The 16,992-nt window shown below is 53.0% G+C and carries 12 protein-coding genes; 2 read left to right on the forward strand and 10 right to left on the reverse strand.

Features of this window, described 5'->3' with window-relative positions; all coding sequences use genetic code 11:
- The first annotated feature begins 24 nt into the window (after positions 1–24).
- Positions 25–1,941 (forward strand): BglG family transcription antiterminator, encoded by a 1,917-nt coding sequence (locus A9B99_RS13675; RefSeq protein ID WP_064598348.1) that lies wholly within the window; start codon positions 25–27, stop codon positions 1,939–1,941.
- 87 nt (positions 1,942–2,028) lie between these two features.
- Here the strand turns inward: A9B99_RS13675 and nrdG are convergent, their stop codons facing one another.
- From nrdG to treR, 5 genes are all read right to left on the reverse strand, one after another.
- The gene (nrdG, locus tag A9B99_RS13680) at positions 2,029–2,493 is read right to left on the reverse strand and encodes an anaerobic ribonucleoside-triphosphate reductase-activating protein (RefSeq protein WP_064598349.1); all 465 of its coding nucleotides are present in this window, start codon (positions 2,491–2,493) and stop codon (positions 2,029–2,031) included.
- A gap of 2 nt (positions 2,494–2,495) precedes the next feature.
- Positions 2,496–4,631, reverse strand: a complete 2,136-nt coding sequence (nrdD, locus tag A9B99_RS13685; RefSeq protein WP_064598350.1) for an anaerobic ribonucleoside-triphosphate reductase — start codon at positions 4,629–4,631, stop codon at positions 2,496–2,498.
- Positions 4,632–5,048: 417 nt separating this feature from the next.
- Positions 5,049–6,713 carry an alpha,alpha-phosphotrehalase gene (treC, locus tag A9B99_RS13690; protein ID WP_064598352.1) on the reverse strand — a complete coding sequence of 555 codons (1,665 nt, stop codon included), beginning with the start codon at positions 6,711–6,713 and terminating at the stop codon, positions 5,049–5,051.
- Between the two features lie 221 nt (positions 6,714–6,934).
- On the reverse strand, positions 6,935–8,353 hold the full coding sequence (gene treB / locus A9B99_RS13695; RefSeq protein WP_064598354.1) for a PTS trehalose transporter subunit IIBC: 1,419 nt from the start codon (positions 8,351–8,353) through the stop codon (positions 6,935–6,937).
- A 147-nt stretch (positions 8,354–8,500) separates the two neighbouring features.
- A complete protein-coding gene (gene treR, locus A9B99_RS13700) occupies positions 8,501–9,466 on the reverse strand; it encodes a trehalose operon repressor TreR (protein ID WP_064598355.1) in 966 nt (321 codons plus the stop codon).
- 436 nt (positions 9,467–9,902) lie between these two features.
- Between treR and mgtA the strand changes: the two genes are divergently transcribed.
- Positions 9,903–12,617: a magnesium-translocating P-type ATPase gene (gene mgtA, locus A9B99_RS13705; protein ID WP_414855555.1), complete on the forward strand. Its 2,715-nt coding sequence runs from the start codon at positions 9,903–9,905 to the stop codon at positions 12,615–12,617.
- A gap of 82 nt (positions 12,618–12,699) precedes the next feature.
- Here mgtA and ridA read toward each other — a convergent pair whose 3' ends face one another.
- From ridA to arcD, 5 genes are all read right to left on the reverse strand, one after another.
- On the reverse strand, positions 12,700–13,104 hold the full coding sequence (ridA, locus tag A9B99_RS13710; protein ID WP_064598356.1) for a 2-iminobutanoate/2-iminopropanoate deaminase: 405 nt from the start codon (positions 13,102–13,104) through the stop codon (positions 12,700–12,702).
- 133 nt (positions 13,105–13,237) lie between these two features.
- Complete coding sequence (pyrI, locus tag A9B99_RS13715) at positions 13,238–13,699, reverse strand: aspartate carbamoyltransferase regulatory subunit (protein WP_064598357.1); 462 nt, start codon at positions 13,697–13,699, stop codon at positions 13,238–13,240.
- Between the two features lie 13 nt (positions 13,700–13,712).
- Entirely contained in the window at positions 13,713–14,648 is a 936-nt protein-coding gene (gene pyrB, locus A9B99_RS13720; RefSeq protein ID WP_064598359.1) for an aspartate carbamoyltransferase, read from the reverse strand.
- 203 nt (positions 14,649–14,851) lie between these two features.
- Entirely contained in the window at positions 14,852–15,361 is a 510-nt protein-coding gene (locus tag A9B99_RS13725; protein WP_064598361.1) for an arginine repressor, read from the reverse strand.
- A 118-nt stretch (positions 15,362–15,479) separates the two neighbouring features.
- Positions 15,480–16,952 (reverse strand): arginine-ornithine antiporter, encoded by a 1,473-nt coding sequence (gene arcD / locus A9B99_RS13730; RefSeq protein WP_064598364.1) that lies wholly within the window; start codon positions 16,950–16,952, stop codon positions 15,480–15,482.
- Between the last annotated feature and the right edge of the window lie 40 nt (positions 16,953–16,992).

Raw genomic sequence — 16,992 nt, forward strand, 5'->3', positions numbered from 1 at the left:
CCCGTGTCACCAGAGGACACAGACGTGCGATTTCCCAACCAACGGCTGGCGCAGTTGTTTTGTTTACTGGAAAACGAAACACTGCCTCAGGATGAACTGGCTCGCCGCCTGGCTGTCTCCACCCGCACAGTCAGGGCGGATATTACGGCACTGAATACATTGCTGGCCTGCCATGGCGCGCAGTTTATTTTGAGCCGGGGAACCGGCTACCAGTTGCGGGTTACCGACCCGGGCCGTTTTGGTGAATTGCAAAGCCAACACCAGGCACCTTTGCGTATTCCCCGCACCAGTGCAGATCGGGTTAACTACTTACTGGTGCGGTTTTTAACTTCGGCGTTTTCCCTCAAGCTTGAAGACCTGGCCGATGAATGGTTTATCAGCCGTGCCACATTGCAGGGCGATATGGTGGAAGTGCGCGATGTGCTGGCTCGTTATAATTTGTCGATTGAAGCAAGGCCCCGGCATGGCATGAAACTGTTTGGCGATGAAACCGCTGTGCGGGCGTGCCTGACTGACTTACTGTGGCAAATCAGCCAGCAGGACAGTAGCAGCCCACTAATACAAGAAGAAGCGCTGAATTCTGGTGTGCTGGCGGCACTGGAACCCACACTGCAAAACTGCCTGGAACAGTTTGCCATCCGCATGACAGACGAGAGCGTTGATTTTCTCAGGTTTTATTGCGCAGTGGCGGTGCGGCGTATTAGTGAAGGTTACCCTATTGCCAGTTTTCACGCCGACAACGTAGATGAACCTGTGCGCCAGGCCGCCAGTACCATGAGCCACCTGCTCGGGCAACTGAGTGGTAAAGCACTGTCAGACGCAGAAGAAAACTGGTTACAGGTACATTTTGCCGCACGGCGTATTCAGGATGCCGACCCTTGTGCTATTAGTGCCGATGACGACGAAGCGCTGGTTAGCTACATTCTGCGTTATATCAACAGCCACTATAATTACGACCTGACCCGCGACCAGCAACTGCACGCCGATTTGCTGACCCACATTAAGACCATGATTACGCGGGTTCGCTACCAAATCCATATCCCCAACCCATTGCTGCAAAATATCAAACAGCATTACCCGCTGGCGTGGGATATGACACTTGCAGCGGTTGCCAGTTGGGGAAAACATACGCCATACACCATTAGCGAAAATGAAGTGGGTTTTCTGGTGTTGCATATTGGTGTCGGGCTGGAGCGCCACTACAACATTGGCTGGCAACGTAACCCACAGGTACTGCTGGTGTGCGATACCGGCAATTCTACTGTGCGCATGATTCAGGCCCAACTGGTGCGCAAATACCCGCAAATTGAAGTCACACGCATTATCTCCCTGCGGGATTACGAACAACTGGACACCATTGCCGAAGACTTTGTTATCAGCACTGCGCGGTTGGTGGAAAAAGACAAACCAGTTGCCACCATGTCGCCGTTTCCTTCCGATTACCAGGTAGAGCAGATAGGCAAGCTGGTACTGGTGGATCGCACCCGTCCCTGGATGCTGGAACGGTTTTTTGATGCGCGCTATTTTCGCATCATTGATAAACCCGTCAGCCAGCAGGCCCTGTTCACCAGCCTGTGCCAGCAACTGGAAAGGGAAGGCATTGTCGGGCCAGATTTTCTGCCTTCAGTGGCAGAGCGTGAAGCGATTGTCAGCACTATGCTGGGCGACGGCATTGCGTTACCGCATTCACTGGGCTTGCTGGCCCACAAAACCGTGGTGTACACCGTACTGGCCCCCCAGGGTATTGCCTGGGGAGATGAAACAGCAAAAGTGATTTTCCTGCTGGCTATCAGTAAAGAAGAATATGAAGAAGCGATGGCGATTTACGACCTGTTTGTGACATTTTTGCGCGAACAGCGCATGCCATTACTCAAAGATTGCCAGAATTTCGATGAATTTAAAGCGGTGGCTGTATCCTGCCTGAGTACTGAACAGAGCTAGCTTGTTCAGCACAAAAAAAAACAGCACCACACATATATCGGGGTGCTGTATATCTTATTGCTTCTGGCGGCAACCCGCTTTAAGCGTTTAACGCAGGTGGTGGATAACCTGGTTGCTGCTGCCACGCCAGATCAACGCCGGGTCGCGTAAATCCTGCATGTACTTGCCATCAACCAGCACATTAATCAGCGCTACAACTTGCCGCTGCGCATCGTTCAGCTCGCTCAGCAGGTAACCCGTCCAGACCCAGATGTCTTTGCCCGGGCACTCGCGGCATACGCGCTGCACCAGTTGCAACACCGCAGGCACATTGGCCGGGTGAAGTGGGTCGCCACCGGAAAGCGAAAGACCCTGGCGTTTTACCCGGTTATCCTGCAGGTCGGCGATTATCCTGTCTTCCATTTCCTGGGTGAACGGCACCCCGGAATTCACCCGCCAGGTGCTTTTGTTATAGCAACCGGGGCATTCGTGTACGCAACCGGCGACAAATAAAGTACACCGGGTGCCGGGGCCATTCACTACATCCACCGGGTAATACTGGTGGTAATTCATAATTAACCCAACTGGCCGTTATTGAGGTGTTTCACCCGGCGCTTCACTTCTTCCTGTTTACCGGCATTGAACGGGCGTGCATCCGGGCTGCCCAGGTAACCACAAACGCGGCGAATAACAGACACTCGTGAAGAATCATGGTTGCCGCATTTCGGGCAGGTGAAGCCTTTGCTGGTGCACTCAAACTCACCAGTGAAACCGCACTCATAGCATTCATCAATCGGCGTGTTAGTACCGTAATAGGGCACATGCTGGTAGCTGTAATCCCACACATCTTCCAGCGCGCGCAGGTTGTGTTGCAGATTTGGGTACTCGCCGTAGCAAATAAAGCCCCCATTACTCAGTGGCGGGTAGGGTGCTTCAAAGTCGATTTTGTCGTAAGGGTTAACTTTTTTCTCCACATCGAGGTGGAAGCTGTTGGTGTAATAGCCTTTGTCCGTTACGCCAGGCACTACGCCAAACTCGGCGGTATCCAGGCGGCAGAAGCGGTCGCACAGGTTTTCACTGGGGGTGCTGTACAGGCTGAAACCATAGCCGGTTTCTTCTTTCCATTCATCTACCGCTTTACGCAGGCGGGCGACGATCGCAACGCCAATCGAGCGCAGTTTTTCATCGTCATAAATATGGCGGTTGCCGGACAACGCATTAATGGTTTCATGAATACCAATATACCCAAGCGAAATGGAGGCACGACCGTTTTTAAAGATTTGCGCGACATCGTCATCGGCTTTCAGGCGCACACCACATGCCCCTTCCATATACAGAATCGGCGCAACACGGGCTTTCACACCTTCGAGGCGTGCGATACGTGTCATCAGCGCTTTCTTCGACAACTCAAGGCGGCTGTCCAGCAGTTTCCAGAACGCGGTTTCATCGCCTTTGGCTTCCAGCGCAATACGCGGCAGGTTCAGGCTGATAACTCCAAGGTTATTACGACCATCGTGAATCTGTTCGCCGTTTTCTTCGTAAACCCCCAGGAAGCTGCGGCAGCCCATTGGGGTTTTAAAGGATCCGGTCACTTTCACCACCTGATCGTAGTTCAGGATATCCGGGTACATGCGCTTACTGGCACATTCCAGAGCCAGTTGCTTAATATCGTAGTTCGGGTCACCGTCACGGTGGTTCAGGCCATCGCGGATCGCGAAGACCAGTTTGGGAAACACCGCAGTTTTGCGGTTTTTGCCCAGCCCGGCAATGCGGTTGCGCAGAATAGATGTCTGAATCAGGCGGGATTCCCAGCCAGTACCCAGCCCAAAACCGAAGGTGACGAAAGGTGTCTGGCCATTCGCGGTGTGCAGCGTGTTAACTTCATATTCCAGAGACTGGAAAGCGTCGTAACACTCTTTTTCTGTGCGTGAGCGGGCATAACCTTCAGCATCAGGGATCTGCCATTCATCTGCGGTTTTACGGTGTTTTTGGAAACTGGCGGTAACGAAGGGCGCCAGGATTTCATCAATACGGTTAATGGTGGTGCCACCGTAAATATGGCTGGCGACCTGCGCGATAATTTGTGCGGTAACCGCTGTGGCAGTAGAAATGGATTTCGGCGGTTCAATTTCCGCGTTACCCATTTTAAAGCCCTGAGTCAGCATGCCTTTTAAATCTATCAGCATGCAGTTAAACATGGGGAAGAAAGGGGAGTAATCCAGATCGTGGTAGTGGATTTCACCCCGTTCATGAGCCAGTACAACATCACGGGGCAGCAGATACTGTTTGGCGTAATGTTTAGCCACAATCCCGGCCAGCAAATCACGCTGAGTGGGGATGACTTTGCTGTCTTTATTGGCATTTTCATTGAGGATAGCCGTGTTGGTTTGCTCTACCAGACCACGTATTTCCTGGTTGAGTTTGCCGCGTTTTTCACGGGCGACATCACGGTCATGGCGATATTCAATGTAAGCGCGAGCCAGTTGTTTATGGCTTCCGGCCATTAACTGGTTTTCAACAGCGGTCTGAATTTCATGAATATCGACCTGGCTACGGCCTTCCATTTGTGCACGAACGACTTCTGCGACGGTGGCGCAATAGTCTGCGTCATCGACACCAGCAGCTTTAGCGGCACGAAGAATGGCTTCTTTAATGCGCTCTGAATTGAAAGGTACTTTGCACCCATCTCTTTTCAACACATGCGGTGTCATGATCTCTCCATTTTTAAAAACAGGTTTTCCACAGAGGCAAGGGTTCAGAAATAAGGCGCTATGTATCTGGAATACGCCAAAAAGCCCCTGTCTTTGCCCCGATTTATCCACAAATACTTCCCTTGCGGAAATGTGGTCTTAGTAAGGTATAACAGATGATTTCTACAATATGTAGTTGAGGAACGCATTTTAGTGTCTATATATAGTGATTTGCATCAAACATGTTTGCGTTTTTTTTGATGCAGGACAAAGTAAATCTGGCGGAGAAGCTATGATGCGGCTTGCTGGGTGAACGGGAATTAAGCATTCAGATTTTTTCCTGAAACACGCTTAAAAAACAACCGGAAGAGGGGGCTTATGCAAACACTTCAGACCAGCTTTCCCTGGCTGGCCTGAATAAGGTTCAAATTTGCCGAGTCAATCAGATACCGCCAGCCACCAGACAGCTTCAAAGGGGCGCAATGTGATGCCTTCTGGTTGTAATGGTGGGTGAGGGTAGTTAGCAGCCAGCACTTCAGATGCGCCCGGCAAAGTACAACCGGCCCAGGTTTGTGGTTGCGGGCTGAGGTTGATGGCGACCACCAGTTGCTGACCCTGCCAGGTGCGGCGGTAACACCACAATACCGGGGTATTGGGCAGCAGGTCTTCATAGTCGCCCCAGGTTATCACCGGGTGCGTTTTACGCAGGCGAATCAGGTGCTGATAGGTGTAAAACACTGAGTCCGGGTTATCCAGTGCGGCACGGGCATTAATTTCCGGGTAGTTATCACACACACCTATCCAGGGCGTACCTCTGGTAAAACCGGCTTGTGGGCTGCTGTTCCACTGCATTGGTGTGCGGCTGTTATCGCGGGATTTACTGGCCAGCACCGCCAGCAGTGTTGCCTCGCTTTCACCACGTTGCCGCCCTGAGGCAAACATGTTCAGGCTTTCCACATCACGGTACTCTTCAATGGTACTAAAATGGGGGTTGGTCATGCCCAGCTCTTCACCCTGATAGATATACGGCGTGCCCTGCAAGCCATGTAGCGCCAGCGCCAGAGCTTTTGCCGAGACCTCCCGCAGCGGACCTTCACTCCCAAAACGGGAGACAATACGCGGCTGGTCGTGGTTACACCAAAACAACGCATTCCACGCCTGGTTGTGCATGCCCTGCTGCCACCAGGTGAAAATCTTTTTCAGTTCGATAAAGTCCGGTTCGGCCAGGGCCCATTTTTGCCCGTTCGGGTAATCCACTTTCAGGTGGTGGAAGTTGAACGTCATGGATAATTCGCGGCCATCGAGCGCGGCATACTGGCGGCAGTGCTCCAGCGATGTCGAAGACATTTCACCGACTGTCATTAACTGGCGAGGAACAAACACTTCACGGCTGAATTCCTGCAAAAAATCATGAATGCGCGGGCCATCGGTATAAAAACGGCGGCCATCACCACCAGGGATATCTTCCGGCCAGCCGGGGTGTTTGGACACCAGGTTAACCACATCCAGCCGCAGGCCATCCACGCCACGGTCTGCCCAAAAATGGCATATCTGCTGGAGTGCCTGGCGCACTGCCGGGTTTTCCCAGTTTAAGTCTGCCTGCTCAGGCGCGAACAAATGGAGGTAATGCTGCCTGCTTTCGGCATGCCACTGCCAGGCACTGCCACCGAATTTCGCCTGCCAGCCGTTAGGCGGTGTATCGGGCGTACCATCACGCCAGATATAGAAATCGCGGTGCGAGTCTTGCGGGTTTTCCGCTGCACGGAACCACGCATGTTCAGTGGAGGTGTGGTTAAACACCATGTCCAGAATGATGCGAATACCGCGCTGGTGGGCTGCTGCAACCAGGTTATCAAAATCGCTCATGGTGCCGTAAACCGGGTCAATAGCCAGGTAATCGGCAACGTCGTAGCCATTGTCAACCTGAGGGGAAACATAAAATGGCGTCAGCCAGATGGCGTCCACACCCAACGTTTGCAGGTAGTCCAGCCGCTGGATAACCCCCGCCAGGTCTCCCGTGCCACTGCCGGTAGTATCCTGAAAACTTTTCGGGTAAATCTGGTAAATCACTCCGTTTTGCCACCAGGGCAGTGTTGCTGTCATCATGCTTTCCTGCATTATAAAAAAGGAACGGACGGGTAAGCTGCCCGTGAGCCTGATGACAAACCTCATGTCCGCACAGAAATAGAGGATGTCACCCAATAAAAAACCAGGAAAATCAATACATTGATTTTCGGCTGCTAACTAAAAAGAAGGGGAAACCACGCTTTTCCCTTCTTTTTCATCAATCTGACGGGCGGGTAAGCCGCCCGTGAAGTTAAGGTTTAAACCACCTGCAATGTGCCCTGATGAGTTTTACGTTTGTACAACACCGTGGTCAGAATAATGGGCACAACAATCGCGACCGCCATGGCAAGTGAAAAGGTGCCCCAGAAGCGTGGCTGAATGGAGAGAATGCCCGGGATCCCCCCCACACCAATGCCGTTTGCCAGTACACCGCTTAACCCGCACAGCAATGCGGCCAGCCCTGAGCCGGTCATGGCGCACAGCATGGGGAAACGGTACTTCATGTTAATGCCGTACATGGCGGGTTCCGTGACACCCAGGAAAGCGGAAATGGCGGCAGGGACAGAGATTTCACGCTCATTTTGTTTACGGCTGACCAGGATAACGCCCACAACGGCAGCACCCTGAGCAATATTGGACAACGCAATCAGAGGCCAGACAGGCGTACCGCCCATGCTTTGAATCATCTGCATGTCGATGGCCAGCGTGGTCTGGTGAACACCGGTAATCACCAGTGGTGCGTAGAGAAAACCGAACAGAGCGGCGCCAATTGGGGCAAAACTACCGGTCATCAGGTGGCGCACCGCAAAGGCAACACCGTCGCCAATCATCCGGCCTGCGGGGCCAATCAGCGCGTGGGCCAGGAAAACAGCCAGTAACAGCGAACAGACCGGTACTACCACCAGATAGAGGTAATCAGGAACCAGGCGTTTGAGGCGGGTTTCAATCATACCCAGCGCCAGCCCGGCGAGCAGCGCCGGAATAACCTGCGCCTGATAACCCACTTTTTGAATGGTAAACCAGCCGAAGTTCCATACTTCCGGGGTCTGGCTACCCAGCAGGTAAGCGTTCATCAGTTGGGGTGACACCAGGGTGATGCCCAGCACAATCCCCAGAATGGGCGTCCCACCCATTTTCTTCACCGCCGACCAGCAAATCCCCACAGGCAAATAGAAGAAAATGGCTTCACCAATCAGCCATAAGAAGTCGTACAGGGTTTTTAATGCCGGGTACATCTGCGCCAGGGTTTCGCCGTTGCGAAAGGGCACATCGCCAATGACATTACGAAAACCGAGGATCAACCCGCCGCTGATAAGTGCTGGCAGGAGCGGGAAGAAGATCTCGGCAAAATGGGAGATCGCGCGTTCATGCCATTTCATATTCTGGCGTGCGGCCTGTTTCACCTGGTCTTTATTGGCGGAGCTTTGCCCGGTCCGTGTCAGCAGCGCCTGGTACCAGTCGCCGACGTTAGTGCCAATCACCACCTGGAACTGCCCGGCATTGGTAAAACAGCCTTTCACCATGGGCAAGGTTTCAATGGTTTTTGGCTGGGCCAGCGCCGGATCATTCAGCACAAAACGCAGCCGGGTAATGCAGTGGGTTACGGTGGCGATATTTTCCTTGCCACCCACCAGTGCAATCAGCGTATCAATATCCTGCGGGTTAATTTTTTTCATGGTAAATCCCTGTGGAGGTAGGTAAAGGCATCAGCATGTTCTGCCTGCCCGCAGGGTAGCTATTTTCGTGTTGGGTTAAAATGGGAACGTTCCCGAACCAGGGCAATGATCACAATAAATCGCCTTTTACCTGACGAGCAGCGGGGATCAGCCTGTCGTTATTGGTGGAGCCAGCCGCGCGGTGATCACTATCTGGCGGGGCGACTGCTGGTGGTTGATCTGATCAATTAATTGCCTGGCAGCCTGCCGGCCCGCTTCGTTGTAACCCGGATCCACGGTGATAATTTCCGGGTGCAGAAAACGAACTAACGGCGTGTTGCCCACGCTGGCTAATTGCAGATGAGTAATATGCTGCTCCTGCAGATATTTACTGGCGCCAATCGCCAGCATATCGGTCGCGCAGACCAGTGCGGTAGTGGCTGGGGTTAACACACCAGCGATATAGTCATAGCCCTGTTGCATGCCAAGCCCGGGCAGGGCAGCGCAGGGAGGGATTTGGTAGTGCTCACAACTGTCCAGATAAGCCTGATGGCGGCGCAGACCCGTGGTGGTATCACTGTGGGGTGCGCCAAGAAAACTGATATGGCGGTGGCCTTGTTGGTAAAGCTGCTGCATCAAAAGTGCGATAGCGCCGTTATCGTCATAACACACTGAAGCAAGGCCTGGGGCATCACGCGCCAACAGAACCAGTGAATCACGCCAGCCTGCCAGCACGCTTTCATTAATTCCGGTAAAGCCAAACAACACAATGCCATCGATATGGCGCAACCTCATCACGCGCAGATGCTCTTCCACACGCTCTGGTGAAAACTGGCTTTCCAGCATAATGGGGTCGTAGCCTTGTTCATAAAACAATGGCAGCATGGTTTGAACGGCCAGGTTTTCTGACAGAGAATCCAGGCGGGTAACAATAATCGCCACCACTTTGTCGCTTTGCCCACGCATGGCCCTGGCGGAGCGTGAAGGGCTGAACCCTTGCTGGTGCATTACGGCCTCCACCCGCTCGCGGGTTTTCTCACTGACGCCGCTTTCATTATTCAACACCCGGGAAACTGTAGATTTGCCAACGCCACTGAGCCGGGCGATATCTTTGATTGTCAGGCGTTCTGGCATATCAGGGTAATCCTTCAGGTTGGTAGTGGCGTTGCCGCTATCATAACCCCTGACGCGTCATATTTCCCTTGTTTGCCAGCAAGAAAAGATTAACCAACCCCTGGTTGAGCTACCGTTTACACAACAGGGAGTATTCTGTGCGCGCTAAACCTGAGCCAGGTGGCGTGGTGTTTCCACCAGATATACGCCAGACCTGTTTTTTTTCACCTTACCGGAGGACTCATGGACCCAGATCCAGCACCTCATTTAACCGAGAACTACCTCACCCGGTAAGGCACGCCTTTTTCCGCCGTTGCCTTACTGGAACATGTAATGCAGCGGCGTCTTCGTATGACGTCCCTGTTGTTTTTGTTTTCGCCACGCAACCCGGTGGGTATCTGCGTGGTGCTGTTCTGTGTGCCTGCCACTGGCTGTGAAGGAGCACGGAGGGATAGTTATGCATGTAAAAAAAATGACTCGTCGTCTCTTTTCTCAATTGATTCGCCGTTTACCCCACCGCCTGGTGGCACGCGACCCGTTACTGGACACCCGTTCAGCACACCAGGCTGGCACCATGCCACCCGGCCTTGCCGAACAGTGCCTGAAAGTGGCGCAAATGCCAGAAAGCGAACTCTGGCAGGCATTTAACAGTCACCCGGAAGGGCTGAATGCCGAGGCGGTGGCCCAGGCCCGGGCGCAGTATGGCTTCAACCGTATCCCGGAAGAGGCTCCCACGCCATGGTGGGGCCATTTGTGGCTGTGTTATCGCAACCCTTTTAACCTGCTCCTGACCGTGCTGGCAATTATCTCGTATTCAACCGAAGACCTGTTTGCCACGGGCGTTATTCTGTTGATGGTGGCGATTTCTACCTTGCTGAACTTTGTGCAGGAGGCGCGATCCACCAAAGCCGCTGATGCACTGAAAGCCATGGTCAGCAACAAAGCAACGGTATTGCGCACGGTGGATGAACTGGGTACCACTCGCTGGTGCGAGATCCCCTGTGATCAACTGGTTCCTGGCGATATCGTCAAGTTATCTGCTGGTGACATGATCCCCGCAGACCTGCGGGTAGTGCAGGCACGGGATCTGTTTATCGCCCAGGCTTCACTGACCGGGGAATCCTTGCCGGTAGAAAAAGCGGCCCACAGCCGCCAGGCCGAACAACGCAACCCGTTGGAAAGCGACACGCTGTGTTTTATGGGCACCACTGTGGTGAGTGGCACCGCGCAGGCAATGGTCATTGCCACCGGGGGGAATACCTGGTTTGGGCAACTGGCAGGCCGGGTTACACAGCAGGAGAATGAACCTAACGCGTTCCAGAAAGGTATCAGCCGCGTCAGTATGTTGTTGATTCGTTTTATGCTGGTGATGGCACCGGTGGTGCTGCTGATTAACGGCTACACCAAAGGCGACTGGTGGGAAGCGGCACTGTTTGCGTTGTCTGTGGCTGTTGGGCTGACACCGGAAATGTTGCCCATGATTGTCACCTCCACACTGGCGCGTGGCGCAGTAAAACTGTCACGCCAGAAAGTGATTGTGAAGCACCTTGATGCCATTCAGAACTTCGGTGCCATGGATATTCTGTGCACGGATAAAACCGGTACTCTGACGCAGGACCGCATTATTCTGGAAACTCACACTGATACCGCCGGGGAAGTCAGTAACCGGGTTCTGCACCTTGCCTGGCTGAACAGCCATTACCAGACTGGCCTGAAAAACCTGCTGGATACCGCAGTGCTGGAACGGGTGGACGAGTTCCAGGCCCGGGCGAATGTTGAACACTGGCATAAAGTGGATGAGATCCCGTTTGATTTCGAACGCCGCCGCATGTCGGTAGTGGTGAGTGAAGCGCCGGATGCGCATTTGCTCATTTGCAAAGGGGCACTACAGGAAATGCTGGATGTGTGTACCCATGTGCGCCAGGGTGAAGAGATTGTGCCGCTCAGCGAGGCTCTGTTGGTGAGAATTCGCCAGGTGACGGATGATCTTAACCGCCAGGGGTTACGGGTGGTGGCTGTTGCCAGTAAGTTTCTGGTAGCCCGGGAAGGTGATTACAGCCGGGCTGATGAATCTGACTTGATCCTGGATGGCTATATCGCATTTTTGGACCCGCCGAAAGAGAGCACCGCACCGGCACTGAAAGCCCTGCATGCCAGCGGTATCACGGTCAAAATTCTGACTGGCGACAGCGAACTGGTGGCAGCGAAAGTGTGTCGCGAAGTGGGGCTGGATGCGGGCTCTGTCATCACGGGGAGCCGTATTGAAAACCTGGATGATATGGCACTGGCAGAACTGGCGCGCCATACTGTAGTCTTTGCCCGCCTGACGCCACTGCACAAAGAACGTATTGTGCGCCTGCTGCGCCAGGGCGGCCATGTAGTGGGCTTTATGGGTGACGGTATTAATGACGCTCCAGCTTTACGTGCGGCAGATATCGGTATTTCTGTGGATGGTGCCGTGGATATTGCCCGTGAAGCCGCGGATATTATTCTGCTGGAAAAAAGCCTGATGGTGCTGGAAGCTGGTGTCATTGAAGGGCGGCGCACGTTTGCCAACATGCTCAAATACATCAAAATGACGGCCAGCTCTAACTTCGGTAATGTGTTCAGCGTACTGGTTGCCAGTGCTTTCCTGCCTTTTTTACCGATGTTGCCGCTGCACTTACTGATTCAGAACCTGCTGTACGATGTATCTCAGGTTGCGATTCCGTTCGATAACGTGGATGACGAGCAAATTCAGAAACCTCAGCGCTGGAACCCGGCAGATTTGGGGCGGTTTATGGTATTTTTTGGCCCAATCAGCTCCATATTTGATATTTTGACCTTCTGCCTGATGTGGTTTGTGTTCCACGCCAGTGTGCCGGAAGCACAAACTCTGTTCCAGTCGGGTTGGTTCGTGGAGGGGCTACTGTCACAAACGCTGATTGTGCATATGATTCGTACTCGCCGGGTGCCTTTCTTGCAAAGCCGAGCAGCGTGGCCACTGATGGCGATGACGTTGGTGGTAATGTGTATCGGGTTGTGGCTGCCATTCTCTCCGCTGGCTTCATACCTGCAATTGCAGGCGTTGCCGCTCAGCTACTTCCCGTGGTTGGTGGGGATCCTCGCCGGATATATGGCGCTGACACAACTGGTGAAAGGGGTTTTCACCCGCCGTTATGGCTGGCAGTAATAACGCGGTTTTGCCAGATAAACAAACGGCCTGCTCGCAGAGCAGGCCGTTTATTGTTGCGGTTCCGCTGTTTCGTAACCCGTTATGACTGGGAAAGGTGAGTACGCGGAATGGCAATTGCTTCAATTTCAATTTTAACGTCTTTCGGCAGGCGAGCCACTTCAACACAAGAGCGCGCAGGGAAAGCCGCATGGTGTTCAGTAAAAAACGCTTCGTATTCCGCGTTCACAGTGGCGAAATCGTTGAGGTCTTTGACAAACACAGTTGTTTTAACAATATCGCCAACTGCCAGCCCGGCCGCTTCCACAATGGCTTTCACATTATTCAGAGACTGGCGAGCCTGGGCGGTGATATCTTCTGGAACGGTACCGGTTTGCGGGTCTACCGGAATCTGGCCAGACGTCATAATCATGTTGCCCAAATTCACACCCTGAACATAAGGGCCAATAGCGGCAGGGGCTTTATCGGTACTGATTTCGCGTGACATATTTACTCCTGTTAATTAACCAGCCGTAGAAAAGATGCCCACCATTATAGGGAGCATCCGGGTCAATTCCAGCATTGTCCGCCTGCACTCAGTTATTCAGAGCTGAATCATCCAAAGCTCAGTCATTCAACGTTCAGTCATTCAGGACAACGTGGCGGGCAAACTCTTTCTCGCAGTACTTACACTTCAGGGTGACGGCGTCATCACGCACTTTCACGCTAAAACTGGAAGCGACAGGTTCATTGTGGCTGATACAGTTCGAGTTTGGGCACACCAGCACGTTATCCACACGCTCTGGCAGGCTGGGACGGCTCTTACCCACCACGCTGTAATCGTCAATCCGGTTGACTGTGGCGTGGGGCGCATACAGTGCCAGTTGGTTTACCTGCTCTTCAGTTAAAAACGTATTTTCGATTTTGATAAGGTCTTTGCGGCCCATTTCACCGGAAGGTAAATTCAGGCCGATAGTGATGCGCTGGTCGGTTTTGGTCAACTGGAACAAAGAGAGCAGTTTAAACCCGACCTGAGCCGGAATATGGTCGATAACAGTGCCACATTTAATAGCTTCAACCTGCAGTTTTTTATCGTCAGTCATTATCTTGTCTCCCTTACAGTGCCAAATCTTCATTCAGAACCAGTGCCAGCAATGCCTGGCGGGCAAAAATGCCATTTCCCGCCTGCTGGAAATACCAGGCATGAGGGGTTTTATCAACATCGGTCGCGATTTCGTCAACACGCGGCAGTGGATGCAGCACTTTCATATTGCTACGGGCACCTTCCAGGTCACTGGCGCGCAGCACAAACTGGGCTTTCACATTAGCGTATTCAGAAGGGTCGAGGCGCTCTTTCTGCACGCGCGTCATATACAGAATGTCCACTTCTGCCATAACGGCGTCAATGCTGCTATGCAGGCTCCACGGAATGCCTTTTTCTTCCAGCATATCGAGAATATATTGCGGCATTGCCAGTGCAGACGGGGCGATAAAGTAAAACCGGTTACCGCTGAATTTCGCCAGCGCCTGAGTCAGCGAGTGAACAGTACGGCCATATTTCAGGTCGCCTACCATGGCGATATTCAGATTTTCCAGCCGACCTTGTGTTTCCTGAATGGTGAACAGATCCAGTAAGGTTTGAGTGGGATGCTGGTTGGAGCCATCACCGGCATTCAGTACCGGAACATGGCCGGAGAATTCAGTTGCCAGGCGTGATGCTCCTTCCTGCGGGTGGCGCATCACAATAGCGTCCACATAGGTACTGATTACCGAAATGGTATCTGCCAGCGTTTCGCCTTTTTTACCAAGCGAGGTATTGCTGCTGTCAGAGAAGCCAACCACCGCCGCGCCCAACCGGTGCATAGATGTTTCAAAGGAGAGGCGGGTACGGGTTGAGGCCTCGAAGAAACAACTGGCGATAACCTTGTGCTTTAACAACTCCGGTTGTGGGTGCGCTTTTAACTGTGCGGCTGTCGCCAGCACCAGCTCAAGCTCCTCCCGGTTAAGATCATTAATCGAAATGATGTGTTTTTTATAAAGCGGATTGGCCATGTTTCTCTCCTGTTAACGAAACGCGGGCAAAAAAAAGCCCCTCAACGAGGGGCTCTGGATCGGTGCAACGGGAAGACAGCACCTGTATTCAGGTGAGTACGCAAAACGTCTTGTGGAATTGGCGTAACCATGCATCCTCCCGGCAAATTGTGCGGCATTATACGCATCCTGAGTCCCTCATCAAGGCGTAAATGCACATTTTTTTATCGTACCGCAACCGGTTGCGATAAAACGGCGGTCAGACCAAAAGTTTGTACAATTTTATGGTGCAAATGGGGCGTTTTAGTGACATCCCGGGGCGCTACCCAGACAACACTGCTGCCTGCCACTACGCCTAAAACATCGGGGAGCGCGCGGTAATCAAGTATTTTCCCGACCGCACGCCCATAGCCTGCCACAGTATGGAGGATAACAAACTCGGCGTTGTGCTCTACGCTGATAACCATTTCACCAATGGCCCGCCCGGCACTGGGTTCAGGCTGTTCCTGCGGGTTGAGGCTGTAGATTTTCTCCCCCCGGGCATTACGAATTTTAATGACCCCAAGAATACGCAATAAACGTGAAATCGTGGACTGGCTGATGGCCTGAAAACCGTGGCGTTGCATGTCACGCCGTAACGCATCCTGGCACCCGTAGCTGTGGTTGATGATTAACCGCTGGCATAACGCCAACTGTTGCATCTCCTTTTCAGACGATGTAATCGGGGTTTTCATACTGCATCCTGTTATTCAAAAAAACTAAATATCGAGCTAACTGTTTAACATAACTGGATTATTTAAACCGCCGGGCCAGTCTTCCTTTGGCAACTTCAGGTCAACTGGCCGAAAAAAATCAGGCTATGCTCAGTGAGCCCTGCAAAATAAGCAGTAGTGTCCAGGCGGCAGCCAGTACAATGGCAATCACCAGCCACCACTCGGCATTGTTGAACATAAGGCGCTTCTGGATGCGGCGTTGCCAGATATACACCAGTATACCTGGAGCAAAAAGCAGGGCGCTCAACAGCATAGAGTCACCTGCGGCATAACACAGCCAGAAGCCATACACCGTAGCGACGATACCCAGGGCAATCGCTCCGCCACGGTGTTCATTTTCCTGGTAACGCTCACCTGTCAGCGCCAGTTTTAATCCATAAGCCGCACTGAACAGATAGGGAGGTAAAATCGCTGCGGTGGCAATAGAGAACAGGGCCTGGTAACCCGCCTGGTAGAACAGTGTCAGCAACAGGAACACCTGAATCAGGCCGTTGGTTATCCAGAGTGAGAATGAAGGTGAATGGCGGCTATTCTCACGGGCAAATATTGCGGGAAAGATACCATCCTGTGCGGCTACGCGCGGGAGTTCCGCAGCAAACAAGGTCCAGGCGAGCAGTGCGCCGGCAACCGATAAAATCACCCCGCCAGCCACGAAACGTGCACCCCACGGGCCGACAACATGCTCCAGTACCCCAGCCATAGACGGGTTCTTCAACCCGGCCAGTGTGGCCTGGTCCAGAATCCCCATCGAAAGCACACTGACCAGCACATAAATAGCCAGCGCGCCCAGTAAGCCGGTGACTGTCGCTTTACCGATATCAGAACGCCGGGCAGCGCGGGCGGAAACCACTGTCGCGCCTTCAATACCGATGAATACCCAGGTGGTAACCAGCATGGTATTTTTGGTTTGGTCGAACAGGCTGCTGTGCGTGTTACTGGTTTGCATCACACGGCCCCAGAAATCAGCCGTAAAAATACCCATTCTGAATGCCAGCAAGGCGGCGATAATAAAAACAATCAACACCAGTACCTTGATAATGGTAAGCAGTGAATTGATCCATGCGGCTTCCCGCACACCACGCAACACCAGCGCGTGTACCAGCCACAGTACAATAGACGCACCAACCACAGAGATAAGGTTGTTGCCTTCCCCAAAGACAGGAATAAAAAAGCTCAGCGCGCTGAACAGCAACACGGCATAGGATACATTGCCGAGCCATGCGGAAAACCAGTAACCCCAGGCGGCCTGGAAACCAATGAAGTCGCCAAAACCGGCGCGGGCGTAACTGTAAATCCCGCCATCCAGCTCAGGGCAACGCGCGCTCAGGTTCTGGTAGATAAAAGCCAGGCACAGCATGCCAATGCCGGTAATAACCCAGCCAGCCAGCAGTGCGCCGGGTGACGCTACCGCCGCAAAGTTTTGCGGCAGGCTGAACACCCCACCGCCAATCATTGAACCGATAACCAGGGCAACCAGTGCACCCAGCCCCAACTTTTTCTCACCGTGCTCCGCTGTATGGGAATCGGTGTCGCTATGTGTAACGTCTGCCATCGTCGTTCTCCCGCTGCCCGAAGGCAGCCTGTGGATAATG

It is taken from the genome of Mangrovibacter phragmitis (assembly GCF_001655675.1).
GTDB classification, from domain to species: Bacteria; Pseudomonadota; Gammaproteobacteria; order Enterobacterales; family Enterobacteriaceae; genus Mangrovibacter; species Mangrovibacter phragmitis.

Bases quoted from the DNA above. Each gene is read 5' to 3' on its own strand.
- nrdG (WP_064598349.1), bottom strand. From the start codon at position 2,493: ATGAATTACCACCAGTATTACCCGGTGGATGTAGTGAATGGCCCCGGC.
- nrdD (WP_064598350.1), bottom strand. From the start codon at position 4,631: ATGACACCGCATGTGTTGAAAAGAGATGGGTGCAAAGTACCTTTCAAT.
- treC (WP_064598352.1), bottom strand. From the start codon at position 6,713: ATGACAGCAACACTGCCCTGGTGGCAAAACGGAGTGATTTACCAGATT.
- treB (WP_064598354.1), bottom strand. From the start codon at position 8,353: ATGAAAAAAATTAACCCGCAGGATATTGATACGCTGATTGCACTGGTG.
- treR (WP_064598355.1), bottom strand. From the start codon at position 9,466: ATGCCAGAACGCCTGACAATCAAAGATATCGCCCGGCTCAGTGGCGTT.
- mgtA (WP_414855555.1), top strand. From the start codon at position 9,903: ATGCATGTAAAAAAAATGACTCGTCGTCTCTTTTCTCAATTGATTCGC.
- ridA (WP_064598356.1), bottom strand. From the start codon at position 13,104: ATGTCACGCGAAATCAGTACCGATAAAGCCCCTGCCGCTATTGGCCCT.
- pyrI (WP_064598357.1), bottom strand. From the start codon at position 13,699: ATGACTGACGATAAAAAACTGCAGGTTGAAGCTATTAAATGTGGCACT.
- pyrB (WP_064598359.1), bottom strand. From the start codon at position 14,648: ATGGCCAATCCGCTTTATAAAAAACACATCATTTCGATTAATGATCTT.
- A9B99_RS13725 (WP_064598361.1), bottom strand. From the start codon at position 15,361: ATGAAAACCCCGATTACATCGTCTGAAAAGGAGATGCAACAGTTGGCG.
- arcD (WP_064598364.1), bottom strand. From the start codon at position 16,952: ATGGCAGACGTTACACATAGCGACACCGATTCCCATACAGCGGAGCAC.